At 41.4% G+C, this 25,271-nt stretch carries 17 protein-coding genes; 4 read left to right on the top strand and 13 right to left on the bottom strand.

What is annotated here, in order from left to right; genetic code table 11:
- Positions 1-2: 2 nt before the first annotated feature.
- The 3 genes from WDA22_16520 to WDA22_16510 all read right to left on the bottom strand — a co-directional run bounded on the left by WDA22_16520 (position 3) and on the right by WDA22_16510 (position 2,567).
- Positions 3-707 carry an ABC transporter ATP-binding protein gene (locus WDA22_16520; protein ID MFA5835084.1) on the bottom strand — a complete coding sequence of 235 codons (705 nt, stop codon included), beginning with the start codon at positions 705-707 and terminating at the stop codon, positions 3-5.
- A 23-nt stretch (positions 708-730) separates the two neighbouring features.
- Positions 731-1,864, bottom strand: a complete 1,134-nt coding sequence (locus WDA22_16515) for a hypothetical protein (protein MFA5835083.1) — start codon at positions 1,862-1,864, stop codon at positions 731-733.
- A 103-nt stretch (positions 1,865-1,967) separates the two neighbouring features.
- On the bottom strand, positions 1,968-2,567 hold the full coding sequence (locus WDA22_16510) for an HD domain-containing protein (protein ID MFA5835082.1): 600 nt from the start codon (positions 2,565-2,567) through the stop codon (positions 1,968-1,970).
- 94 nt (positions 2,568-2,661) lie between these two features.
- Between WDA22_16510 and ccsA the strand changes: the two genes are divergently transcribed.
- The gene (gene ccsA / locus WDA22_16505) at positions 2,662-4,893 is read left to right on the top strand and encodes a cytochrome c biogenesis protein CcsA (protein ID MFA5835081.1); all 2,232 of its coding nucleotides are present in this window, start codon (positions 2,662-2,664) and stop codon (positions 4,891-4,893) included.
- A 3-nt stretch (positions 4,894-4,896) separates the two neighbouring features.
- Here the strand turns inward: ccsA and WDA22_16500 are convergent, their stop codons facing one another.
- The 4 genes from WDA22_16500 to WDA22_16485 all read right to left on the bottom strand — a co-directional run bounded on the left by WDA22_16500 (position 4,897) and on the right by WDA22_16485 (position 10,909).
- Positions 4,897-5,790, bottom strand: a complete 894-nt coding sequence (locus WDA22_16500) for a hypothetical protein (GenBank protein ID MFA5835080.1) — start codon at positions 5,788-5,790, stop codon at positions 4,897-4,899.
- A 70-nt stretch (positions 5,791-5,860) separates the two neighbouring features.
- The gene (locus tag WDA22_16495) at positions 5,861-8,971 is read right to left on the bottom strand and encodes a two-component regulator propeller domain-containing protein (GenBank protein ID MFA5835079.1); all 3,111 of its coding nucleotides are present in this window, start codon (positions 8,969-8,971) and stop codon (positions 5,861-5,863) included.
- Between the two features lie 151 nt (positions 8,972-9,122).
- Positions 9,123-9,872, bottom strand: a complete 750-nt coding sequence (locus WDA22_16490; protein ID MFA5835078.1) for a LytTR family DNA-binding domain-containing protein — start codon at positions 9,870-9,872, stop codon at positions 9,123-9,125.
- Entirely contained in the window at positions 9,869-10,909 is a 1,041-nt protein-coding gene (locus tag WDA22_16485) for a sensor histidine kinase (protein MFA5835077.1), read from the bottom strand. Before WDA22_16485 ends, WDA22_16490 begins: the two co-directional genes overlap by 4 nt.
- Positions 10,910-11,418: 509 nt before the next feature.
- Between WDA22_16485 and WDA22_16480 the strand changes: the two genes are divergently transcribed.
- Together WDA22_16480 and WDA22_16475 are read left to right on the top strand one after the other, a co-directional pair.
- Positions 11,419-11,838, top strand: a complete 420-nt coding sequence (locus WDA22_16480; GenBank protein ID MFA5835076.1) for a DUF1761 domain-containing protein — start codon at positions 11,419-11,421, stop codon at positions 11,836-11,838.
- A gap of 221 nt (positions 11,839-12,059) precedes the next feature.
- Positions 12,060-14,516, top strand: coding sequence for a DUF5916 domain-containing protein (locus tag WDA22_16475; protein ID MFA5835075.1), 2,457 nt, complete (start codon positions 12,060-12,062; stop codon positions 14,514-14,516).
- 27 nt (positions 14,517-14,543) lie between these two features.
- Here WDA22_16475 and WDA22_16470 read toward each other — a convergent pair whose 3' ends face one another.
- The 5 genes from WDA22_16470 to WDA22_16450 all read right to left on the bottom strand — a co-directional run bounded on the left by WDA22_16470 (position 14,544) and on the right by WDA22_16450 (position 23,177).
- Positions 14,544-14,840 carry a hypothetical protein gene (locus WDA22_16470; protein MFA5835074.1) on the bottom strand — a complete coding sequence of 99 codons (297 nt, stop codon included), beginning with the start codon at positions 14,838-14,840 and terminating at the stop codon, positions 14,544-14,546.
- A complete protein-coding gene (murI, locus tag WDA22_16465) occupies positions 14,837-15,652 on the bottom strand; it encodes a glutamate racemase (protein MFA5835073.1) in 816 nt (271 codons plus the stop codon). The genes WDA22_16470 and murI overlap by 4 nt, the downstream gene beginning before the upstream one ends.
- Before the next feature lie 43 nt (positions 15,653-15,695).
- A complete protein-coding gene (locus tag WDA22_16460) occupies positions 15,696-18,224 on the bottom strand; it encodes an HD domain-containing protein (protein MFA5835072.1) in 2,529 nt (842 codons plus the stop codon).
- 53 nt (positions 18,225-18,277) lie between these two features.
- Positions 18,278-21,589, bottom strand: a complete 3,312-nt coding sequence (locus WDA22_16455) for a lamin tail domain-containing protein (protein ID MFA5835071.1) — start codon at positions 21,587-21,589, stop codon at positions 18,278-18,280.
- A gap of 265 nt (positions 21,590-21,854) precedes the next feature.
- Positions 21,855-23,177 carry an SdrD B-like domain-containing protein gene (locus WDA22_16450; protein ID MFA5835070.1) on the bottom strand — a complete coding sequence of 441 codons (1,323 nt, stop codon included), beginning with the start codon at positions 23,175-23,177 and terminating at the stop codon, positions 21,855-21,857.
- An 868-nt stretch (positions 23,178-24,045) separates the two neighbouring features.
- On the opposite strand from WDA22_16450, the gene WDA22_16445 reads away from it, so the two are divergent.
- On the top strand, positions 24,046-24,480 hold the full coding sequence (locus tag WDA22_16445) for a hypothetical protein (GenBank protein ID MFA5835069.1): 435 nt from the start codon (positions 24,046-24,048) through the stop codon (positions 24,478-24,480).
- A 78-nt stretch (positions 24,481-24,558) separates the two neighbouring features.
- Here the strand turns inward: WDA22_16445 and WDA22_16440 are convergent, their stop codons facing one another.
- On the bottom strand, positions 24,559-25,182 hold the full coding sequence (locus tag WDA22_16440; protein ID MFA5835068.1) for an aquaporin: 624 nt from the start codon (positions 25,180-25,182) through the stop codon (positions 24,559-24,561).
- Between the last annotated feature and the right edge of the window lie 89 nt (positions 25,183-25,271).

The following is a 25,271-nucleotide window of genomic DNA, read 5'->3' as shown; positions in this document are numbered from 1 at the left end:
GGTTACCTCACAGGTTTCATGAGCTCATCTTTTTCAATTCGTCCGTCGCTCAGCGTAATTTTACGATTGAGATAGGAAATCACTTTATCATCATGCGTTGCAAAGATAAATGTTGTTAGCAATTGGCGGTTCAATTCCACCATTGTTTTCATAATGTGGTGCGAATTTCCTGCATCGAGATTTGCTGTCGGCTCATCTGCCAATACAATTGCCGGTTGTTTCACAATTGCACGGGCGATGGCAACACGTTGGCTTTGTCCACCAGACAACTGCGACGGTTTAGACGCAGCGCGGTTGGCAAGGCCGACCCATTCAAGTGCTTGCATCACCATTTCTTTTCGTCGAGGTGACGTCGTACCCAATAATAACAGAGGAAATTCCACATTTTCGTACACTGTGTACACCGGAAGCAGATTGAACGTTTGAAAAATAAAACCGATATGATCATTCCGAAGTTTCGACGACTCTTTGTGTGATAATCGCTCAATCTGTTTGTCAAGCACCTCTGCACTTCCATTACTCGGTGCATCAAGCGAACCGATGATGTTCAAGAGTGTTGTCTTTCCCGAGCCGCTGGGTCCGACCAAACCGAGAAATTCTCCTTTTGCAACAGAAAGGTTGATATCGTCCAACGCTTTAAATGTAGTAGAACCAAGAGGATATATTTTTTCCAGATGTTCCGTTCGAATGAGCGTTGAGTTTATCATGTTTTTCTGTTGTCCATTACTTATTAATGATTGAAGACGATCATGAGTTGCATTCCTGTACCTGAATATGTAATTCTACCTGCCTCTCCGGTGGGATGTTGAATCCGTTGATTGGTTGACGGATTCCAATATCCGAGTAGATACATAATCCAATTGTCGTACGTTCTCTGTAATGAAACAAGTCTGTACCATTGGAGACTTGCCCAATCCCGGTAGACCATACCAGAAACCCTGTCTACAATACTTAATGGATAGTTGACAGATAAGGCAGAAAATCCGGAACCATTTGCTGATCCCAAGATTGAGGATGAGTTTTCTGATCGGAAATATTCCGTAAGAACATTTAAACCATTACCGACCGAGAATGTGTAATCGGCTCCCACCGTCCACAATCGTTGAAACTGAAGGGATGTAACAGATGTGCTGCGGTGAACAAGCACAGCTTCAAACCAAACACCAATATCGATATCCCATTTTCCATCAAGGGCATAACGATCTTCATCGGAAACTTTGGGGGAAGAAAGTATTCTATTCATATCGGCGGTCCGATGATGATAGGTTGCCGCAATTTCGCCATTCCATAACGGAGTTTGAAACCTCCCTCCAAACTCGAAACTGTTTTTTTGTGATGGCACAATATCCATCCCTTTTAATTCGTTATTGCCGAACAAACCCCACAACCAGAGATTGGAGTTGTCGGAAAAATAGGAGCGCGCCAAGAACGCATACACTCCGTCGGTTAACTGCAACGGATCGCGCGGATCAATTGCATCGAACCACATTAATGGCCGAAGCAGCGTAGCCGAACCGAAATTTATTTTTTGCAGACCAAGCCGTGCTTCAAATTTATCTGATGATAGTCGTCCCAATACTCGATATGGTTTGACCCTGCCTGTGTATAACGGCGTGCGATGTTCGGAAAATAGCGATGTGGAAAATGTATTGAGCGCAATATTGACGTCGCCTATGATATCGTCCTGAAGAGGTTGTGTAATAGAAAACTCTGGAATATAGCGTACGCCGAAATGGATATTCTTAGTAGCATACGACATCCAGCCGGATGCCTGACCAAGAAACTGATACGTTTGTGAAAAGAGTGATTGCTGGAGTATAAAAAAAAGGGGAACAAGTAAAAAATATATGAATTGTTTTCGCACGGTATTCCCCGAATGTGCTTCGTTATGGCATCAAGGTACGGATACAACAGTCGATAAGCAAAACAGGATTTTTTCCAGAGCATCATGTTTTGCGCGCAGACAATCATTTGTCTGGTCGGTGGAATGCAATCCCTGCGCTGGTCAATTTTTTTTCTGATTCCGATTCGATAATTTTTCGGAGTTCATCCAACGCGGAATCAAACATCGTATACTTCCGGCGTGAGTAGATCAAATCATATTCAACAGGAATCCACGTTTTAATATCAGCTTCATTATGCTGTATCTGCACTTCAAGTTTATCCAACGCATTGGCTACTTTCGCTTCGTACGTTTCCTGATTTTCAAACTCATGCCATAATTGATAGATCTCTTCTCCAATGACATCACCCAATTGTGTTCGGACATTCACAATTGCAGCCTGTTCACGCACTTCTTTTTGTTTTTTCAGTCCATCGTTTCCGACCATGAAGGGAACCGGTGTATCACCTGCTTCAATTTCTACTATATCATGAATGACAATCATTTTCATCAGTTTCTCAAAGTTGACTTGTTTGTCCAGTTTTGGCAATAGTAAAAAAGCTAATAAAGACATGCGCCAGGTATGTTCGGCAACGCTTTCTTGCCTGCCAGACGAGGTAAAACTATGCCGAAGTTCATTTTTTAGCTTTTCTGCTGAATGAATAAAGGAGTAAATATCAGACATTGTTGTCATAAATTTCTCGGTACGATTGTTGAGTAATTACATGTAAACATAGTAACAAAATATTCGCATTTCTACACGTTGAAGGGTTATCTCTATGATTGGAACATTTGCGCTTTATCTATCATTATTTGCAGGAATTCTCTCGATTCTCAGCTATATCAAAACGGCAAACGGAGAAAAGAAAAACCTTTCGAAAGGGAGGATAGGTCTTTATTTCAGTGCGGCGGGAATCTTTCTTGCCTGTGTAATGCTGATGACAGATATTCTTCAACACAATTTTGAAAATGGGTATGTCTGGAGTTACAGTTCACGAAGTCTTTCTCTTGGTTTGCTCATGTCAACATTCTGGGCAGGACAAGAAGGGAGTTTTCTCTTTTGGACGTTTTGTTCCGCGGTATTGAGTCTCATTCTTTTATCCTATACACAAAAACGAAAACTGGAAGCACATGTTCTTCCAATATTTCTTGCTATTCAAACATTTCTCGTGATTTTGTTAATCGCAAAATCTCCTTTCAAATCCATCTATGAACAATTTCCCGGGGAACTTTCACCGGGACAATTGCCTAACGACGGTCGGGGATTAAATCCGCTTCTTCAAAATTTTTGGATGGTAATTCATCCGCCGGTATTGTTTATTGGATTTGCCGCCGCTGCAATTCCATTTAGTTTTGCCATTGCTGCATTATGGAGAAAGGAATATCATTCGTGGCTCAGCAGTGCGTTTCCGTGGGTGTTATTTTCAGGGCTTGCTCTTGGTGCGGGATTAATGCTTGGCGCCTATTGGGCGTACGGTGTGTTAGGCTGGGGTGGTTATTGGGGCTGGGATCCTGTTGAAAATTCATCGTTGATTCCATGGATCCTATCAATGGCGCTGCTGCACACAATGCTTGCACAAACGCGCACGGGAAACTTAGTGCGGACGAATTTTATTTTTGCAATTCTTTCATTTGTTCTTGTCATCTATTCTACATTTTTAACACGAAGCGGCATTCTCGGCGATTCTTCCGTTCACTCTTTCACCGACCCCGGCACAATTGTTTACGGGTTACTCCTAATTTTTCTTCTTGGTTCAATTGTTCTTGGCGCAGCTTTTCTTTTTCTTCGAAGGAAGGAATTAAAAGCTATTGCAAAACCGATGCATTGGCTAACACGCGAATTCGCATTAGCACTCGGTTCCTTTGTGCTTCTTGCCAGTGCAATTATTGTTTTTTTTGGTACAAGTCTTCCAATTTTCTCAACAACACAGGTGGATCCATCTTTCTATAACAAGATGCATATTCCGATCGCTATCATCATGACATTACTGATTGGATACAGTCTGTTGGTACGGTGGGAACAGGAAGATGGAATGTTCTTGAGAGAAAAATCTTGGAAATCTCTCTTGGCATCCTTCATAGGAACAGTGATTATTGGTTTCTTGAGTGAATGGGATGTAATGTATCTGCTCTTTATATTTGCTGCTTTATTCGCACTCTTTGTTAATCTAGAAATAGCATTTCTCACTATTCAGGGAGATTTTCGATTGCTGGGTGGAAAAATAGCTCATATGGGATTAGCAGTATTCCTGGTTGGCGCAATCATCTCAGGATTATTCGATCAGAAAAAGACAGCAACATTAGAACTGGGAACTTCGCAGGAAATCTTCGGGTATACCGTAACGTACAATGGAAAATATATTGTGGAAGGGAATAAAACAGCGTTTACCGTTCACGTGGAACAAGGGGGAAGTTCTTCAGTCCTGATTCCAATGATGTTTGAAACAGAAAGTTCGGGTATGATGCGCAATCCCGATATCAAATCGTATTTTACTCAGGATATGTATATTTCGCCAACCGGTGTTGAAGAAAATGCTGTTGATGAGCATGGTCATATCACCTTATTCAAAGGAGAGAGTACGAAGGTGGGATCGTCGATGGTAAAATTTGCGGCATTCGATATGGGGGGACATAATGCACAGAGTACCGACGGTGGAACGAAAGTCGGTGCTACGTTAGAAATAACGAAAGGACACGAAAAAGAGACGGTTGTTCCTTACGTCATTTATAACGGACAGGATCCAAAATATTTTGGGGTGGAATCGAAACTGCTTGGCGGGAAGATTGAATTTTTATCGATGAGCATCGGTGGAATGGGAGAAGGACGTTCAGCAATCCAAATTGCCATAAAAAATGAGGGAGAGATTCCGTTGACAGGAAGTAAAGAAGCGTTGGTGGTGGAGGCGAGCGTAAAACCGTTTATCAGTCTTGTATGGGTCGGAACGTTGTTCGTACTGACAGGATTTGTGATTTCAATTCTTCGGCGTAAGAGAGCGGATGTTGCGGTTTAGTGTTTATAACATGATTCCAACACCGCTGGCAATACGGTATCGTTCATTCAATTGATTTCCCAAAAGATTTTTAATGATCGGGAGTTGATATTGAATATCGATGCTGATGGATGGGAGGGGATAGATTGATATTCCGGTGTTTGTAAAAAGATAGTTGCCGCCCGAATCCAACAACGTACTTCCTCGATATTTCTCTTTTCCCCATAAGCGGCCAATCAATCCGCCATTCGCAATCACCATTAATCCTTCTTCGGGATCATCGGGGTATATTCTATGGCGAAGCGTGATGTCGTAATTAAGCGCAGACGATTCTTGAAACAGATTTGCAGATGACAATGGAATGCCGGCAAGAAGATTTAAAGCAACCGAAGTGCTAAAATTTCCTATCATACCGTTTGCACCGAAAAGTATATTGGCTGTTCCTGTTCCATTCTGCAGATGAGGGTGAAGCAGATAGCCGTATTGATCGCGCGAATCAATCGTTCCGGTTGCCGATTTTAATCCGCCCTGAATAAAAAGATTGTAAAACGTCCCCTCGCTTTCATCTCCCCCTTGATATGCAGCGTATCGTGCCAAAATCGTCATGTCCCCGATGCCGCGTGCGATGTTCCGTTCAACGATACTTGGCGCAACACCGGTTATTTGCGGCCGATTGGAATGGTTGTAATGCAGTGTTGAACTGCCGTCAAATGTATTCTCTTGCGTACGATAGATGAAAGGAACAGCGAGAGTTATCCCCCACACATCGGCAGAATAACTGACGGTAAAAAATGTTGAGGAGTGAACAGAACGAACACGGTCGATGGTGGGCGTTTCCAATCCGCTGAAGAATTGATAACGAGAATCGATGCGAAGACTTGTCCGGTTAAGATCGTACACATATCCGTGCTGAGTCACAAAACAATATTCACATGGAAAAAGAAGCGAAGAAAAAATAAAAACTAAAGACACAAATGAGAGTGTCGACCTAATTTTCATATCGTTGTAATTCAATAACAAATGTGCTTCCTTTTGGGGGTGTGCTTTCCACAAAAATTTTCCCTTTATGTGCTTCAACAATTTCCTTTACGATTGCCAGTCCAAGTCCCGTAGCAATCTCACCTCCGGTTGGTTTTGCTGTTAACACGGTGAATTTTTTAAATAATTGAAGTTTGTCCTGTTCCGAAATACCCGGGCCTTGATCGTTCACCGAAAAACTGACGCTACCGTTTTTTCGAATGACGTTCACCTGAATTTCAGCACCGCGCGGTGAATATTTAATGGCGTTGTTCACAAGATTCTCCATCGCCTCCTGAAGTTTTCCGGAATCGGCAAGAACAATGCACAGATCATGGCCATCAACGCTGTAATGTAACAACTGTTCTTTTCGTTGTGCCTGAATCTGATATCCATCAACCACTAATCCTGCAATGTCTGCCATGTTAATCGGTTCAAATTTAAACTGAAATTTGCCGCTCTCAATTGCAGTGATATTGAGAATCTCCGAGATAAGTGTCACGATCCGTTTTGAATTCTGTTCAACAAGATCCAGATATCCACGGAAATGTTTGTCTACTTCGAATTTTTTAATTTCTTGAGCAATGCTGTTGATCGTGATCAGCGGTGTTTTGAGATCGTGTGCTACAAAACTTAACAACTGCGATTTTGCATTGTTTGCTTCTGTAAGATTTTTGGTTCGTTCCTCCACCAGGCGCTCCAATTGTTCCTGTCGTGCTTGAATGGTGCGGATTCTAAATCGATAAGCCCCGTACGTAGATACAACCAGAATGATAACAACAGAAATATAAAAAATCTTTGTTTCATAATAATGAGCCTGCACAACAAACGGAATTGATGCTCCTTCCATATTCCAAACACCGTCACTATTTGCCGCAATAACTTTAAATGTATATTCGCCGGGAGGAAGATAGGAGTAATACGCTGCACGCCGATATTTTACATCATCCCATTCCTTATCGTATCCTTGTAACATTACTTTGAAGCGGACTTTTTTTGGTCCGTCAAAACTCAATCCGGTAAATCGGAATTCGTAACGCTGTTTACCCGGAGGAATAATGGCAATACTGTTTTTATCGATCATTTCATTGTCGATCAGAAGATCTTCAATAACAACGAGCGGCGGCTGTGTGTTGATCGCAATGTTTTTTGGATCGACCATAGCGACTCCCCGGGAAGTAGGAAACCAGAGATTGCCGTTGGACGTTTTCCATCCTGCGGGAGATGTACCGCCGTTACATTCGGAAGAACTCATCCCATTTTCTTTACCGTATGCTGTATACGCAATGTGTTCGGATGATCCATTGATGACTTTTGCAAACTGCTGACGATCGACCTGAAAGATTCCTTTGTTGCAGGAAAACCACATTCGTCCAAAATTATCTTCGAGGATTTGGAAAATGACATCATCGAACATTCCGTTTTTCACTGAAAAATTAACAAATGATTTTCCGTTAAAAATACTTAACCCATTTCCCAGTGTGCCGATCCAAATATTGTTGGAGGAATCAACATACAATGAATGGATGAAGTTGGATGCAAGACCATCTTTCATCGTATATCGGTGAACAACGGTATCATTCTTCATGATTAGAAGTCCGTCGCCATCCGTACCGATAATAATATTGCCATTGCGATCTTCACTGACAACATTGATAAAATGATTGGTAATACCATTTCCCGGAGTGAAATGATATTTCTTTTCGTTTTCGAGTTTGTATAACCCATTACCCGCAGTGGCAATCCATAGTGTGCCGTTCATGGATGTGAAGATGCTATTGATGGCGTCGTTTTCAAATTTGAGATCTGTTGGAAGAGGAACAATTTTTTCATTCACAATCTTATTCAATCCATTAATCGCACCAATCCAAACAGCATCTTTTTTGTCCTGCGTGATCGACCATATGACTCCATGAGAGAGACCATCTTTTTTATTGTAAACTCGTTTAACTCCTTTCCCTTGTTCAAATAGCACGAGTCCTTCATCTGTTCCAATCCACAGGTGTTGTTGACGGTCTTCAAAAATTGTCCACGTATTATTGTGAGGGAGTCCTTCTTTCATGGAATAGGAAGTGAAGATACCATCCTTCAACACATTTAATCCCCCGCCATCCGTTCCGACCCACAAATTTCCTTCTCTATCCACAAACACAGTATTCACCACGCGTTCGGATAGGCCGTCCGCTTCCGTGAAAGAGGAAAGAACCCCTGCATGGTACCGGGCTAATCCTCGATTGCATGCAATCCACATATTACCCTGCTGATCGGTAATCATTTCATAAATACCGTTTCCGGGTAATCCATTGTCTCTTGTAAGGCTTTCTATAAGTTTCAATTGATTATTTTCTAACAAAAATTTTTGAATTCCTTTTGTTCCTCCAATCCACATTTCACCGGAATGTGCGCCAAGAAGTCCGTAGCACTCTTTTGCAGCTAAACCATCTTTCACCGTAAACGAACGTATTGTTTTTCCGTCGAGTATCGAAATACCTCCTTCTGTTGCAATCCAGAATCTATCTTTGGTATCTTGAATTATTTCCCACGCATTGTTGCTAACGAGTCCGTTTGTCGTGGAATAGTGTGTTACACCGAGGGAGTCGATCTTAATAACACCGCTGTCTCTTGTGGAAACCCAGATTGCACCTTTTAAATCTGTATAAATTTGCCGGAGCTGCGTACCGTTTAATTGCGGAGTGTTCGGGACAGTGTCAAACTTTCCATTGGCGAAAGTAACAAGTCCTTCACTGAGTGTTGCAATCCATAGTTTCCCTTTTTTGTCGATCGTCAATGAAACAATGTGATTATTTTTGATCTGAGGTGTATTGTTCTTATCAAACACGGTGAATTGTACACCATCAAATCGAACCAAACCTTCCTGCGTCCCCATCCATAAAAAACCATCTTTGGTTTGTCGGATAGTATTGATAGAATTTTGAGGAAGGCCGTTTTCGATTTGCCACACTTCGTGTGTGTATTGTGAGATTGTTTTTTTCGGATCGGGTCCTTTGAACTTTAACGATTGTCCGGATCCGATTGTGAAGGTGATGAACGCGAGCGCGACGACAAAAGAACTGTTTTTCATAAGAGAGAATGTACTACGATTGAGGTCATTTCACAACTCTTAGAGAGGAATCTTTTATAGTGTAACACACATTAAATCTCTCAGGCGTCTCCCAATCATTCTGTACTTACGCGTTAACCATACGCTCACCCTTCTGAATAACTTTTTTTATTCATTTTCCGATCCATTTCTTGAATGCCGCGGCATTTTCCTGACTGACTATCACTTCTTCTGAAACAGGAGGGGAGAATTCAATCACAATTTTTCCCTTTTCCTGCGATTTGAATTTTGCGATGGCATCAACATTTGCAATATATTTTCTATTGATCCGGAAAAACTCTCTATCATCGAGGTCATGCTCAATATCGGAAAGGGATTTATCGACAATATATCTCTTTCCTTCTATATCAATCAAAAAAGAAATCTTGTGTTCTGTGTAGAAATACGCAATTTGTTCTGTTTTGAGTGTAATATAATCGCTTCCCTTTTTTACAACAATGCGATTCTTGATCGGCGTATTGTTTCGCACTTGTTCGAACAGCGAAACGAAACTTCCACTAAAATGTTGTTTCAGGGATTGATATTTCTTGAGGGCGTGAAACAGTTTTATTTTGTCTAGTGGTTTCAGAAGATAATCGATGCTGTTGAACTCGAATGCCTTCATCAGATACTCATCAAATGCGGTGGTAAAGATGAGAGGAGAAGGGACTGGTTGTTGCTTAAATATCTCTAAGGAAAGCCCATCATTCAATTGAATATCAGCAAGAATAAGATCGGGGGCAGCATGAATTGATAACCATTCGATTGATTCCTGTACACTCCGTAACGTGGCAAGAATGTGGATTGAGTGATCAAATTCCAGGATCATGGCTATCAGACGTTCGCTGGCAGGCCGTTCATCTTCTATGATAAGGATCTTCATGATGTTTTTAACAAAGGCAGTTCAACGATAAATTTTTTTGCTTCTTGCCGTATCGCAATCTCTTTCTCTGTGATGAGTTTATATCGTTCTCCCAAATTATTTAATCCGATATGCGATGATTGTTTTTTTATTTTTTTTGGCCGAATGTCGTTGGTAATTACGGCTTTCTCATTCTGAATATCAAGGGTAATGATCATCGGTTTTCGTTCGGAGAATTCGTTATGCTTAATCGCATTCTCTAGCAAAATCTGCAATGAGATTGGTGGGATAAGAAAAGCATCATGATCCACCGTTGACGCCACAGTGAAGGAAACAGAATTGTCAAAACGGATTTTGATTAACGAGAAATATTTTTCTGCAAAGGTAAGTTCCTCGCTTAATAATACGAGATTCCGATCTTTATTGTAGAGTATATATCGGTACACTTCTGCCAAATTATCATTATACAATTTTGCCTTCGAAGAGTCATTTTCAATCAAATAGGAAAGTGTATTCAGTGAATTGAACATGAAATGAGGGTCAATCTGACTTTTCAATGCCTCCAGTTCTGCTTGCACTTTAGCTTTTTTCAGTTGCTCTCCCTTTGTTTTGTCTGTCCCCCATGATTTAATCAAAAAAACCGTTTCATACGTATGCGTGATAAAAACAACACAGACAACGCATAACGCGGTCGCTTTATAAATTACATTCCAGTCCGCCGATGCGTGTTGTGCGAAGACGTACCACATTGTCATTAATCCGACAGAAATTGGGATCGTATAAAAGATATTCGATACGACGAGAGCAATCACTTTATACATCGGCTGGCTTAGCCATGAAAATCGGAGGCGGAGGCGGAAGAGCAAGTATCTGTTACCCTGCCAAATTGCAAATGCAATAAAAGTAAAATAGAGATACGCGAAGAGTAATTGCACAATTCCATAATGTGAATTGTCGATCATTCCCGTTACGTTTGGAATAACGAAACCAAAAAAAGGAATAAGGACAATGCGGATTGTGGTATCGTTTAATTCGATATTGATATTTTCGTCGTACATCCTATGCTTCCCGCTAATGACGCTACTATTCCTAAATGAATTTTGAGACCATTTACTTTTCGATAAATGGACTTTGAAATATCTGCACTATTAAAATTTACGAGAATGTCTCATTTTTTCCTGATAACCGAAGAGACATCTGTAATTGTTTATGACGAACATTAACTAAAGGCACTGCTCACTTCATTGTAGATAGTAAATATTGCTCCGTTCACAATCTATGAAATTTCATTCTCTGTCATAAGATATTAAAAATTATCCGTGAAAATTTGCGCCAATTGCAGGAGAATGTTAATTGCATAAAATTTCATACTCAATTACAAGTTATTGCTATCCATGTTGATCAATCGATTATTTTCCGGCTTCAGTCATCATTTTTCCCGTTTCGGTAAAACGACGCTTGACTGTTGCGTTGAGGAACAATAGATTGCCACAGATTTTTGGATCAATCACTAACGGATCGACAAGTTCAGTCGACCATAATTATACAAACAAATAGGAGTAACGATATGGATATGGGAATAGCATTTAGCAATTTGAATTGGCTCGCGGTGTTTTGCGCAGCACTTTCATCGTTCATTCTCGGCGGAGTATGGTATTCGCCCTTGATGTTCGGAAACGCCTGGATGAAGGTCGCAGGGATGACGGAAGAATCTGTGAAACAAGGGAATCCCGGAAAAATTTACGGGGGAGCGTTCATCCTCGCATTAATCGCTTCGATTAATCTAGGATTATTCCTTGCAGATCCAAAAGTTGATATTGCCTTTGGAATAGCAGCCGGAGCGGCAACAGGTATTGGTTGGGTTGCTCCAGCATTCGGCGTTGTGTACCTTTTTGAACAGCGACCGACGCTTCACTGGTTTATAAATGGAGCCTATTGGGTTGTGGCATTCATCATTATGGGTGCGATTCTTGGAGCGTGGAGATAACGGTTTTTTGGTGTGCCGCAGAACTTACTACGATGATCTTTTTTTGTAAGCTCTGCGGTAATACTGTTTAAGGAATATTGACCCGCCAGAACATATCCCTATGGTGATGGTTATTTTTCGGAATATGCATTTTACAATTGTTCTGAATCATTCCCGCCTGACTTGCGTTTCCACATCTTATTGGCGTAATTAGAACGCATTAATCACCAGCCAGATCATCTATGAAAACATTCTGCATTATTATTGCCGCACTAATTTTTTGTGCCTTCAGCACCGCGCAACCAAAATCGATGAAAGCGATACGTACATCAACTCCTCCTGTCATTGATGGATTCGGAGATGATGAGGTATGGAAGCAAGCGACAATTGCTTCAGGATTTGTTCAACGTGAGCCGTTGGAAGGATCACCGGAATCGGAACGGACAGAGTTCAAAATTCTTTATGACGATAATAATATTTACGTCTATGCGATGATGTACGATTCTCATTCGGACAGTATTGTTACGCGGCTAGCACGGCGCGATGACATTCCCGAGTCTGATTGGTTCGGCATTGGTTTTGACAGCTACTATGATCGACAAACAGCATTTATCTTTATCGTTCTTGCGTCGGGTTCGAAAGCCGATAATCTGACGTATAATGACGGACGTGACGAGGACTATTCGTGGGATCCTGTTTGGCAGTCTGAAACAAAAATTCTTTCGAATGGCTGGAGTGCAGAATTTAAAATCCCATTGTCACAAATCCGTTTTACCGAAGGAATCGACATGTGGGGTATGAATGTTGCCAGAAGAATTTCCCGCAAACAGGAAGAGACCAATTGGAATTTGATGAGTAAAAACATCGATGGAGTTGTTTCTCAATTCGGGACGATGGCGGGAATGGCGGATGTAAGACTTCCAAAATTACTTGAGGTGCTTCCCTACGCTGTCGGTTCATCGGAACATTATCCTCAAACATCGGATAGAGTGAAAATTGAAAAGATACGTCCTGATGCTGGGGTCGATCTTAAATATGGAGTGTCCTCAAACTTCACACTCGATGCGACAATCAATCCGGACTTTGCCCAAGTGGAGGCGGATCCCGCTGTGTTGAATCTTACAACGTTCGAGACATTTTATCCAGAGAAAAGACCCTTCTTCATCGAAGGAACGCAAATACTTCGTTTCGTAACGTTTGGCGGGGATTTCGGTCCGGGATTATTTTATTCTCGAAGGATCGGTAGACCAATTAGTGCACGGTTGCCGGGAGACGGAAAAATCATCACCGAAGAACCACAAACCTCAACAATTCTGGGCGCGGCAAAATTTTCGGGGAAGACCGACGGAGGGACTTCGATCGGAATACTTACCGGAGTGACAGATGAAGAAGAGTTTTCTTATCGCGATACTCTTGGATCGATCAGGACAAAACAGGTTGAACCAAGTGCTTCCTATAATCTGTTCAGAGTGAAACAGGATTTTTGGGGCAACTCTAATATTGGTGCAATTGTTACCGGAACGTCACGCATAGGAAGTGTTCCAGCATATACCGCCGGGACGGATTGGGATGTGAAGTTCGACAGCAGCAAATATCGTGTAAATGGTTTTCTAGCGGTATCGCACGGGACAAAATATATTGATAAGTTTCATCGGGTTCGTTCGCAGCCGTTTATGCAACAGGGATCTGCAGGCAAATTGAATTTTGGAAAAGTAAGCGGTGCGTGGACGTACGGCGGCGGATTTGATTTTACGTCAAAAAAATATTTTATCAACGATATCGGTTTTTTTCGATCGCCGAACGATTACGGTGTTGGAGTGAACGGTGGCTACCGCAATTTTATTCCGGGAGATCTGTTTCGCACGTATAATTTTGGTGCCAACATCCACTGGCGATGGAACTATGATAAGATGACACTATTCCGTGAGCTCAGTGCCAATGCGTTCGGTCAATTTCTGAATTACTGGGCTGTTGAAGGAAACGCATCGTACTCATTCGGCGGAGAGGATCCGTACGAACCGCGCGGGTATGGTGTTTACCATATTCCATCCAGTTTCTTTATCCGCGGCGAAATCGAAAGCGATAGTAGAAAAACAGTGATTGTAAATGCGGAAGAAAACTATCGTACATTTTCTGATGGTAGTTTTGCATCGAATACGGAAGCATCCGTTATTATCCGGCCAACCTCTTCCATGGAATATCAACTCTCTCTCGGTTACGGAATCGAACGGGATCTAGACAGATTTGTTACTCCAATCGTCGATACAGTGATTACATTTGCAGCAGTCGATCCGGTAGCGCTCTACGGAAAACGAGATGTGGACGGATTGGATATTACACTTCGCAGTTCTGTTCTTTTTACACACGACCTTTCGCTGCAAATCTATAATCAATTCTTTTGGGCGAAAGGAAATTTTGATCCATCGACATATGCATTGTTGAATCCAAACAGAGGATTAACACCGTACGCATACACTGCCAATCATGATTTTAATCAAACATCATTGCAGACGAACGTCGTTCTGCGTTGGGAGTATCGCGAAGGAAGCACGTTCTATTTTGTTTGGTCGCACGGACGATCGTTCTTCCAAAATGGTGGATATAATACCGATCTGATGAAGAATCTTGACAACACATTTCTTCGAACATCACCGGATAATGTGTATGTTGTAAAGGTGAGTTACTGGATGAGTTTGTAAGGTAATATCTACTGCGGCATATGTTGTTTATTTCAAATTTTCTATTCGCTTCAACTCAATCAGTTTTCCCCACATATGGGTGGAGGATTGTTCAGTAAGAATCTTTCCCTCAAATAACACCCGCAGACTATCCTTTTGAAAATCTGTCGGAAGATTGATCGGGTCATAACTGACTCCATCGTCCCCGTAAATTCCGTAGAATCCGCCCTCAAGAGAAATATAAGCGACTCTTCCCGCAGTGTTGATGGTTTTATCCTCTTCACATGAAAAGAAGATTATACCAATCAAAAGAAGAGGAAGAATTTTTATCTTAGACTGTTTCATTGTTTTCCAATACTCACACGACGAACAACGCCTAATTTTTTACCCAGAAAAATTTCTCCCACCGAAGTGAATTTTTCCGGAGAATCACTGACAAAGAACTGCACATTGGGCGTTTCTTTACTATCGTTTCGCAGACCATGTTCATCGAGCATTTTTTCAACAGTTGTCGCTGTTGCTTCTCCCGAATCGATCAGTGTCACTAATCCTTTGGTGACTTTGGTGATCACGTTCTTTAAGAGAGGATAATGTGTGCAGCCGAGAATAAGCGTATCTATTTTTTCTGTTGTCAGTGGAAAAAGATATTCGCTTGCGATCAGTTCTGTTGCTTTCAGATCAAGCCATCCTTCTTCCACTAACGGAACGAACAACGGACATGCTTTGCTGAAAACATTTGTTGAATGGTTCAACCGTTTCAATTCATTCTTGTATGCATTGCTGTTTATTGTACCAATTGTTCCGATAACACCGATCCGCTTACTTTTTGTGGAATGGATTGCCGCTTCTGCGCCCGGTATAATCACTCCCGTGACCGGAAGATTTGCCTTTTTTTGCACCACATCCAGCGCGACAGCGGAGACGGTATTGCAGGCAACAACAATCATTTTCACATCTTTTGAGAGAAGAAAATCGGTATCGTCCTGCGTATATTCGCGCACTACCTGTGCGGATTTTGATCCGTACGGAACGCGCGCAGTATCACCGAAGTAGACAATATTTTCATGTGGAAGTTTTTCCAGCAATGAACGCACGACGGTGAGTCCGCCAATACCGGAATCGAATACGCCGATTGGTTTTTGATTTTTACCAGCCATAATTCATTTTTCTTATAGAACAATTCTTCTGTGTCTTCTGTGGCTACATCTCTAATTGAACGTTCATCAATTGTGTTATGGTATGCAAGATTTCATTACGAAGATACTGTTTCTGTTCCTCAGAAGAAATTGGTTTTCCCAGACCATCCTTTACATAGAACGAATCAACTATTCCGTCTCCGCGGGTGGCCAGTTTTGCAAAGTCTATTTGCAGTCCTGCCGCAGAAAGGACCTGCGTAATCTTGAAAAGAAAACCTGTCATATCCGGCGCGTACACATCAATGATGGAATGTTTTGCCGTATTGTGGAAAACAGCGTCAACGCGGATGGAAGGATGCATAAGCGGTTTTGCACGGCGTTTCCAACGGCGATGATGACGCTCGAACAACCGTTCCAGTGTTTCGCTCTTGTTTAATACATTATAGAGATCGGTTTGAAGTGCTGATTCTTGTTCTTTCGTTAAGGGGAGTTTTGTTGCGGCATTCACTACGCGAAATGTGTCGATCACAATTCCATCTTGTTGAGTGTAGATTGTCGCATCAATGATGCTGACATCATTTGCCGAGAGTACTCCGCAGAGGGTTGAAAGAAGATACGGTGCATCGCGCGTAATGACCGTGATCTTATTGTTCGATGTTTCATTCGCAAAGACAGTTGAAACAATATCGAGAGTTTTTATTGCCTGTTGGAAAAGTGCAAGCTCGCCGTTGACGTACGGCGACGAGAATTCTTCTTCCGGTTTTGCGGCTTCTCGTTCAGTCAATCTTCGGCGGGTCCGCACATACAATTCCTGAAGCAATGTTTCCTTCCAACTGGACCATACGTTTTTGTTCACGGCAGAGAGGTCGCAATAGGTTAACACAAAGAGCATATCAAGTTGTTCGGGACGGGAAAATAATTTTGCAAAACCTTCAATGGTTGCTGCGTCATTGGTGTTACGGCGAAATGCAATTTGTTCCATCTCCAAATGATTTCGGATCAGAAATGCAACATCATCGTGGATATCGGCGAACCCAAACCGGTGTTGGATTTTTTTCCACACTTCCACGCCGCGAATCTCATGCTCAGAAATTCCCAACGGTTTCGCGATGTCATGGAATAAAATTGCAAGATAGAAAATCTCTTTATGTTCAAGTTTTTGAAATGTCTCTCCAAGAATGCTTTTGCTTTCGTACAGTTTTTCCGCATGCTCCAGAGCGATTAACGTATGCGCGTCGGTCGTATAGTAGTGATACATGCTGTGCTGAAAGAATGCAACAAGGTCATCCCATTCCGAAATGATCTTTCCAAGCACATCGGTATCGTTCATCAGCTGCAGAGTTGAAGCGACATTTTTAGGCGAGCGAAGAACATTCAAAAGCTCTGCGGCAATTGCCGGTATATTCGCTTCGGATAATTGCTGCGTTCGAAGAAAGGAAACAAATGCTGATTGTAATGACGGACTCTTTACAATGTCGTACTCACAGCAAAGGTAACACGCTTTTATAATCAGCGCGTGCGTAAGGGCGCTTGGTGAATCATTGCGAAGAAATAACTGTCCGTTTTTAACAACGAATATATTATCAACAATTTGCTCTCGCGTTTTAGACCACAACGATGTAGACGTATTGCTGCGGAAGTGATTGATTAATCTTCTGTTGAGACCATACACCACACGCGCATACAGATAGTACTCGTGCATGCACTGTTCAACCGATTCTACCGGAGTGGATAGACGGTATCCAAGCGATCGCGCAATCTCTAGTTGTTTGGAAAACTCCAGGATATCTTGTTGCGTATTGGAATGATAATGAAGCTCATTGCGGATACGAAGAATGCCATTGAATGCAGTTTTGCACTCTTTCTGTTCATCGGAAGAAATAATGCCATCGGCCTCCAGTTGCGCAAACAACAAGATGCAACCGGACTTATTGGTGTGGAACGGATGTTGCGTAAAGTAGTGAATGTTGGAAGAACGGTAAATCCAAACAAGGGAATGGAGATCGCGGACTCCTCCGGCGCTGTTTTTGAGATTTGGTTCAAGTAATTTTACGGAATGCTCATATTTTTTGTGGCGTTCATCAACTCCGGCGATCACCGAAGAAATAAATTTCAGATCTTGTTTTTTTTGTATTGTGGCAAGAAATGCTTCGGTGTATTTTTTCATCACCTCTTGATTGCCGCACACATATCGGCTTTCCAAAACAGAAGCCCAAACATCAACATCGGTTTGGTAAAGATTCAAACAATCTTTAATTGTTCGAACACTGTGTCCCACGTCGAATCCAAGGTTCCACAACGAGTGCAAAAATTTTTGCGCTGTATCAGCGTTTGCAGTCTTTGTCTGCTCGTTATCAAATAACACCATCACATCCACATCCGAATGAGGCGCCATTTCAAACCGGCCGTATCCGCCCAGCGCCACCACAGAAAATGAATCTCGTGATAGCTCCGGTAATTCCAGCCATAATTTTTGGATTGTTGCATCGACCAGTTGGGATAGTTCGGAAGCAACTTCCAGTCCGCTTGCACCGCTCCGGTGAAAACGAAAAATATTTTCGTATTCCTGAGTAAAGAATTCTTTGATTGCCATGATATATATAGATAACAGAAAAGAGGAGAAGTGCAAGAAACGGGGTGCCAATATCACAATTTTCTTGCGACCACGGCAACATCCTTCATGGTTTTTGCCACGCCGCCAAAATTGTCTAGTGCTTCCATTAGGATAATGTACATTCCGATCCGCACTCGATGTCCTTCGTCATCAAGCCCGTTCCAAATAATGGATCCGGATGAGGGGAACGATTCATTGTTAGCCAAGCGTCGTATCAATCGGCCGGTAACATCATAAATCCTGATCCTGATCGTTGCGCTATTTGTTGGGAGTGAGTAGTTGATAGAGAGGAAATCCTCAAATCCGTCTTGATCCGGTGAAAATGGATTGGGGGAAAGAGCAAGTGATGAACCGAACGAGACTGAAGCAGTATAAATACTGTTATGCTTCCCAGGAGTTGAACCGTTTCTATCGACCGAAGAACTCCAGTTGCGATCGTCGTTTGCCTGAATGGCAGGATTGATCCGTTCCAGTGAATGTCCTGAGGATGAGAGATTCTTCAAATGCCACCATGGAGCATAATGCACACTATCGATCGCGTTTCCAGTTAGATCGACAAGAATAAGATCTTCTCCACTATTACTGAGGCTCAACGAAGAATGGATAGAAACATTCTTACCGTGGAGGGAGGGAAATTGCGTGAATAAGGATGAATCCGAAGCCATAATCATAAAATCGCCCGAAGGAATTCTTCGGGATGTTGTGGATAATACCATCATTGATCTACTCCCCGAAGAACTTGGTTGATCCATCAATTTCCAATCGGCAACATCAACCGTATCACCGCTGAGGTTTAATAATTCTACAAACTCTGCATTTCCGGTTTGAGGATCATACATAATCTCGTTGATGACCACTGATTGTGACGAAAAGCTTTTTTCGACGATAGTAATTTTGCTGTTGTTTTCTATTCTTTCATCGTGGGGATATTCTATGCGAGCAATTATTTGTTGTTTCCCGGGTTCAGCAATCTTCCAATCGTATTGTGAAACAGTAGAATCTAATGAAAGGATACTTGGAACCGAGATGGAAGAGATCAATTCATTATTCTGTGCGCTACTATCTTTATTGATATCGTAATAGAATTTTAGCATCGAAGGCTGTGCTTCGAATCTTCCGGAATTGAATAGTATTATTCGAATGGAAATATAGTTTGATTGATTTTTAACTTCAATCCGTTGCAGCTCAACATCATAATCTTTTCGCGCAATATTATTTTCCCTTCCCGCGCTTGGTGTTGCAGATCGCCAGTTTATTGAATCACAGGAATTTCCTTGAACGTCGAAACGCTGTAATGAATAACCGTTTGTGCCACCCCATCGTGGACTATAATTGATACTATCCATCGTTGTTCCGCGCTCGTCGAACAACACAACAGCATCCGATGTAGTATTATTGAGTGCCGGAAAAGCGGCTTGCAGCAGTACAGAAGCAAAGGGGAAAGCAGTTTTAAACTGAATCGTATCAGGTGAAATAATAAAATACGAATTGGCAGGGATAAGAAACTCTCTCCCTTGAATCAGCGCTTTTGTAGATCCGTTGTCGGAAATTTTCCAACCACTGGTGTTGATGGGAACATTGGTCGTATTGTATCCTTCAATCCATTCAGGCAGATCGCCTGTTGGTGAATACATCACCTCATTAATTACAATACTATGGGGCTGTATTCCTATTGTAAGGGGAAAAAATATTGAATTATTCGTAGTATCGTCATCTTGCGATGTAAAAATATTTGCAAAAAGCCAATGTATTCCCTGAGGCAGACTCGGAAGTGTAATTTGAACTGTTGTGGAATCATTTGTAGTAACGGAACCGATACGTTGTTGGTGATGCAGTTCGTTTATTGATAAGAGTGAATCTCTATTTGCATCAATGTAGAGCTCTATAGTTGCTGATGAGATATTCTGTTTTCCAATGTTCTTCACAGTCAAAAAAACCGAAATTACATTTCCCGAAACAGGAAATTGCACCGAAGGAGAAATTCGCGACAAACTTATGTCGTAAGATTTTTGAGTGACGGAGTTGATCGTTCCGGGAGTAGCACCCGACCGGTGCCGAGATGTTTTCCAATTTGTCTGCATATTGGAAGATGCAGCCGTATCGATCCTTTCCAATGAGATGCCGGATACTCCACCCCACGAAGAAAGAAAGAAGAGGCTATCAATCACATTATTATTGTGATCATAGAGAACAACGGCATCGCCATTATTATTCAACGAGGAGAAGGACGATTGAAAGAGAGGTGCTGAGGTGGAATAATAGTCTTTAAACGTATTCGTATCAGTGGTAACAATAGCATATGAAAAAGGGGGAATCGTTCTCCCCGAGGACGTCAAAGGCGATTTAGTGGCCCCGGCATCGGAAATTTTCCATCCCGATGTTGGAATTGTATCTCTACTATTATTCACGACCTCAATCCATTCCGGAGTTCCCGAGGATGGTGTATACATGAATTCATTGATCAGCATTATTCCTTGACGATATCCGGCGTTGACACTAAAAAAGAGAGAATTGTTTGTTGTATCCTCATCTCCATCCAGCGTCAAAACAATGCTCATCGGATGTCTCCCTGCAGTGATATGTTCATACATCATCTGTATTGTTAACGACTCGGTCTTCGCGAATATTTTTGAAAAAATTTGTGATGAAACAATTGATACAGAATCCTTTAACTGAATCGTTCCAGATATATTGCCACTAAGTGCTAGATTTTTGATCCCGATCAAGACATTCAATTGGTCTCCGTGTAGTATTTTGATTGGGGAGACGGTATAAGAAGAGACTGACAGATCGATTCTTTTCTGTACTGTCAGTCGAACATCGTCAATTCGATACACACCGGAACTCCCGGAGCTATCGGCAATGATACGAATACGAAAACGAACGCCTATTCTTCCGGAGAGCGTATCAGGAAGCCGGAATGCTCTGCGGGCATACGACGTGCTTGAAATAAAACGTAAACTGTCCAAAGAGATCAATATTCCAAAAGTTGGATCACTATTGATGGACGCCTCCACAATAACCCGAGCACGATGCGTTGATGTTCTCCGTTCATAAAATTCCAACGAATCAACAGACGCATTGCTGAAATCAATCAATGGAGAGGTAAGAGATTGTGATTTTGTTGCATCGGTTGAACTGACAGCATTTGGAGTAGTGCGTACGGATGTCTGTGTAACGACAAAGTCACCGGTGTTATTTTTATTTGTTGTTGTCGTCCATCCAAACGGAAGCGTTGGAGGAGAAACTGTGTCGAAAGATTCTTTGTACGGAAAAATTGATACTTGCGCTGAAGCCACCAAGACTTGCAGCACCAACAATACCAGCATGTAAATATTCTTCATAGATATTGTAATAGATATGAAGAAGAATGCGCACGACTGAAAAGAGAATCAAGCGAATATCGTTGATTTACGAGGCACCACTTAATAGCGGGACTATACGAAGTAATAATGGAAAGGGAAAACTATCCGGAAATATTCGTTATAGGGTTGAGCCTAGATTAATCGAAATTTTACAAAAAAAAACATCCCTAATCCATTTTTCAGGAAAATAAAAAAGGCTGCACAGATTTCTGCACAGCCTTTCAATAATCCTAGACAGTTGTTGCTATTGAACTTTTACTGGTATTATAGCCCCATCCGGTATTGTGAATATTGCATATCCAAAATTTCCCGCAACGTCAGCATTATTGATGACAATGGGGAGTGATATTGCTGTTGTTGGGTTATAGTCAACGATGCTTAATGGTGATTCGATCGTATATGTTCCCGGTAATAAATTCGTGAATGAATAGTTACCATTGACATCAGTGGTTGCTTGTGTTGTTCCATTCAACGTGATAATCACTCCGGCAATTCCGACTTCAGAAATATCCATTACACCGTTTTGATCAAGATCAATATAAACTCGCCCCGATATTGAATATGTGGTAGGGGGGGGAGGAATTTCTGCATAACTGAAATCTGCGGTACCGTTCGATGATGTTATGAGAATTACTGCTGATGAAGTTGATTGAGTATATCCTGCAACTGTAGCGGCATTGATCGTGTATGAACCTGCAGACAAACCGGAAAATGAATATGCCCCGTTCGCATCGGATGTTGTGGTTGTTCCACCATTCAATGAGACGACGACATTTCCGAGGACGGCTTCACCGATATCTTTCGTGCCATTTGAATTTGCATCGACAAAAGTAAATCCATTGATGGAGTATGTCGGGGAGGGTGTTGTTACGTCCAGTGAGTGGCAGAACGATGCGTACCAGGATCCGTTTCGTGGTATCACAACTGTGCCGCCGTATGCTGTTTGTGTCGATCCGCAATTATTGCCGGAATATTTGCCGACCACAGCGTGAGCCAAGAAGAATAATTTTGTTCCCGCCGGCCATGCTTTTAGAATTGTGTATTTATAAGTGGTAACGCCGGTAGAATTCACCGATTGATAATCATATTGTCCGGGAGAACCACGTTGGGAATATTTTGAAGTTGAAATATCAAGATGAGTTTCCTTAATCTTCCACGAATTAATAGTCTTGTATTCCACATACAGATTCGTAAGATCTTCTGTGACTGTTACAGTGCCGACGTTTGTACTTTTCCCAGCCCACAGCGTTACGATACCATCAGCATCGCAAATCGATCCGCCATTATCGGTATCATCACAATCATCTCCATCACCATCATGGTCGTTGTCACCGTCATGATCATTATCTCCATCACCATCATGGTCGTTGTCACCATCATGGTCGTTATCATCATCGTCGCGATCACGGTCACTATCTTTTTTAGATCCGTTCCCTTTGGATAATGAAGTAGTAGAAATTGATCCTGTTTGGTCTGATTGTCCTACAATTGGTTCATTAAGATTTTCGCACCCCGCGAGAACCAATAGAACGATGAAGAACGAAATTATTGAATACGTTTTTTTCATTACAACACTCCCCTTAATTTTTTAACAATAGAAAAATACCACAGTGATACAGTATTGTCAAGAATTTATCCTATTAATGCATAGCGATGGGTAACGAATTGTCGTTTTTTAAGTGTTTTCGTTAATTATCTGTAATTAGAATACTCTAATATGCCTTTATATCAGATACTTTTGATGACATAAGTAACATTAAAGAGAACTTAGTCTTCAATAGGTATTGACTGTAACGCACTATGATATTCATGTTGTTCAATAAATGATCTATGATATTTTCAAGAAGTCATTTAGTCATAGAGCATTCGAGAAGTGATGCAATATGTAATTAAAAAAAATGTTGTTGATAATAGAAACAAAGGCGAACAATGAAATGCTAAATGAGTACATGTAATTCACCGGATCTATATTCGTTAATAAGTTAATTGTGCACTCATAAACACATTAATAATTATTGATTATAGCACCATTCTCCTTCATTCAATAATCACAAAGAGTGAAAACAAAATCAGAACGGTGAACTATCACTCAAAACAACTCCACGACATTTTTTGTCAAGTCTAATTTGTGCATTACAGAAAAAATATTTTAGAAAATTTTTGTCACCCATCACAATGCGTTTCTATTTTGCTCTTTAATAAAACTCAATTCTGCCAAATTTTTTATTTTTTTGTCATTTTTCAAATTTTGTCACCTCTCTGAGAATGAATAATAGAGAATTTAATCTCTTATCAAAAAACCCTTTAAAATGAAGATTATTAGAGGTTTCTAACGCTTTTTTATTTGCTTCGTTGCAAGTTAATTTGTTTATTGCAAGTGAGATGAGGAAGGTCAGCAAACATATAACAGCATCAAATCTTAGAGGAGCACAATAATGGGCTCATCAAAGATTATCATGCTCTCGGGAGTATATCTTATATTCGGGTTCTACATTGTTGCGTACAACAATGCAGATGAGTTGATGTATAAGTCATCTATGAAAACAGCAACATTAGTACAGTCCGAACAGTTAGCAAATACGGGATTGTCGTTGGCGAGAACGTATATGGCAGATTATTCCAGCCGATATACATTTGAACCTCGGACTTTTGTTAGTGGTAATGACACGGTTAGTTATTCTGCAGAACGACCTGTAGGTTTCCCGCTATCACAAACTCAAGTAACATCGGTAGCGTCTCATACAACAGTGGTGGACAACGAAGTGAAGGTTACGAGGATGGTATCACAGACATCGGTATTTCAATTCCACAACGGACGCTGGAAAATGCTGCGAACGTTTACGGAGCGAGAATATCAGGATTCATTCTAAGAAAGAATTATAGCAACATAAATAAAACGCCCGTCATGAAAACGGGCGTTTGTGTTTTAAAAAATATCACATCATCAATCATTCATCCGGATTTGCAATTTTGTAAATCATTGCCGCTGCTGCTCCTCCTGCAAAATTTCCTACAAGGTATATCCAAATATTGCTCATAGAGGTAAGACCCATCATTGTAATGCCGGTGGCAACAGCCGGATTATATGCACCTCCAGAAATATTCCCTCCTGCAAATGCGCCAACAACCACAGTGAATCCTATCGCCATACCAAAATAGGAATTCCCGGAAGATTTTTTTGATGTTGCTACATTTAGGACAACATACACCAGTGCAAAAGTGAAGAGAAATTCATTCAACAACGATTTTGCAATATCTGGAACCAGTGGTGTAAGCGTGGGACTTCCTTTTTGGAATCCGACAACAAGCGATGCGGCAATTCCGCCCAGTACTTGCACAGCAATGTATGGAAGAAGATCTTTCGTATCACATTTGCCGCGCATCCACACACCGAGTGTAACGGCAGGATTATAATGACCTCCCGAAATCGGTCCTCCTGCATAAACCATAATCATTAACGTACATCCAATCGCAAGAGGTGCAAACATTCCTGCTCCCGGTTCAATAACAGTAAGTCCGACAACCATCACAAGAAAAAATGTGCCGATGAATTCAACAATGTATTTGTTCATAACAATCTCCTTAATAATGGATAGATAAGATGATGCGAATATGCAAGAAAAGCGGTGAAGAGGCAAGTTTCTGGATAAAAATAAAAAAC

This window comes from Bacteroidota bacterium, from assembly GCA_041658205.1.
Lineage (GTDB): Bacteria > Bacteroidota > Ignavibacteria > UBA10030 > UBA8401 > UBA8401.
The sequence above is the reverse complement of the archived record's forward strand: the minus strand, read 5'-3'. Positions and strand labels throughout refer to the sequence as shown.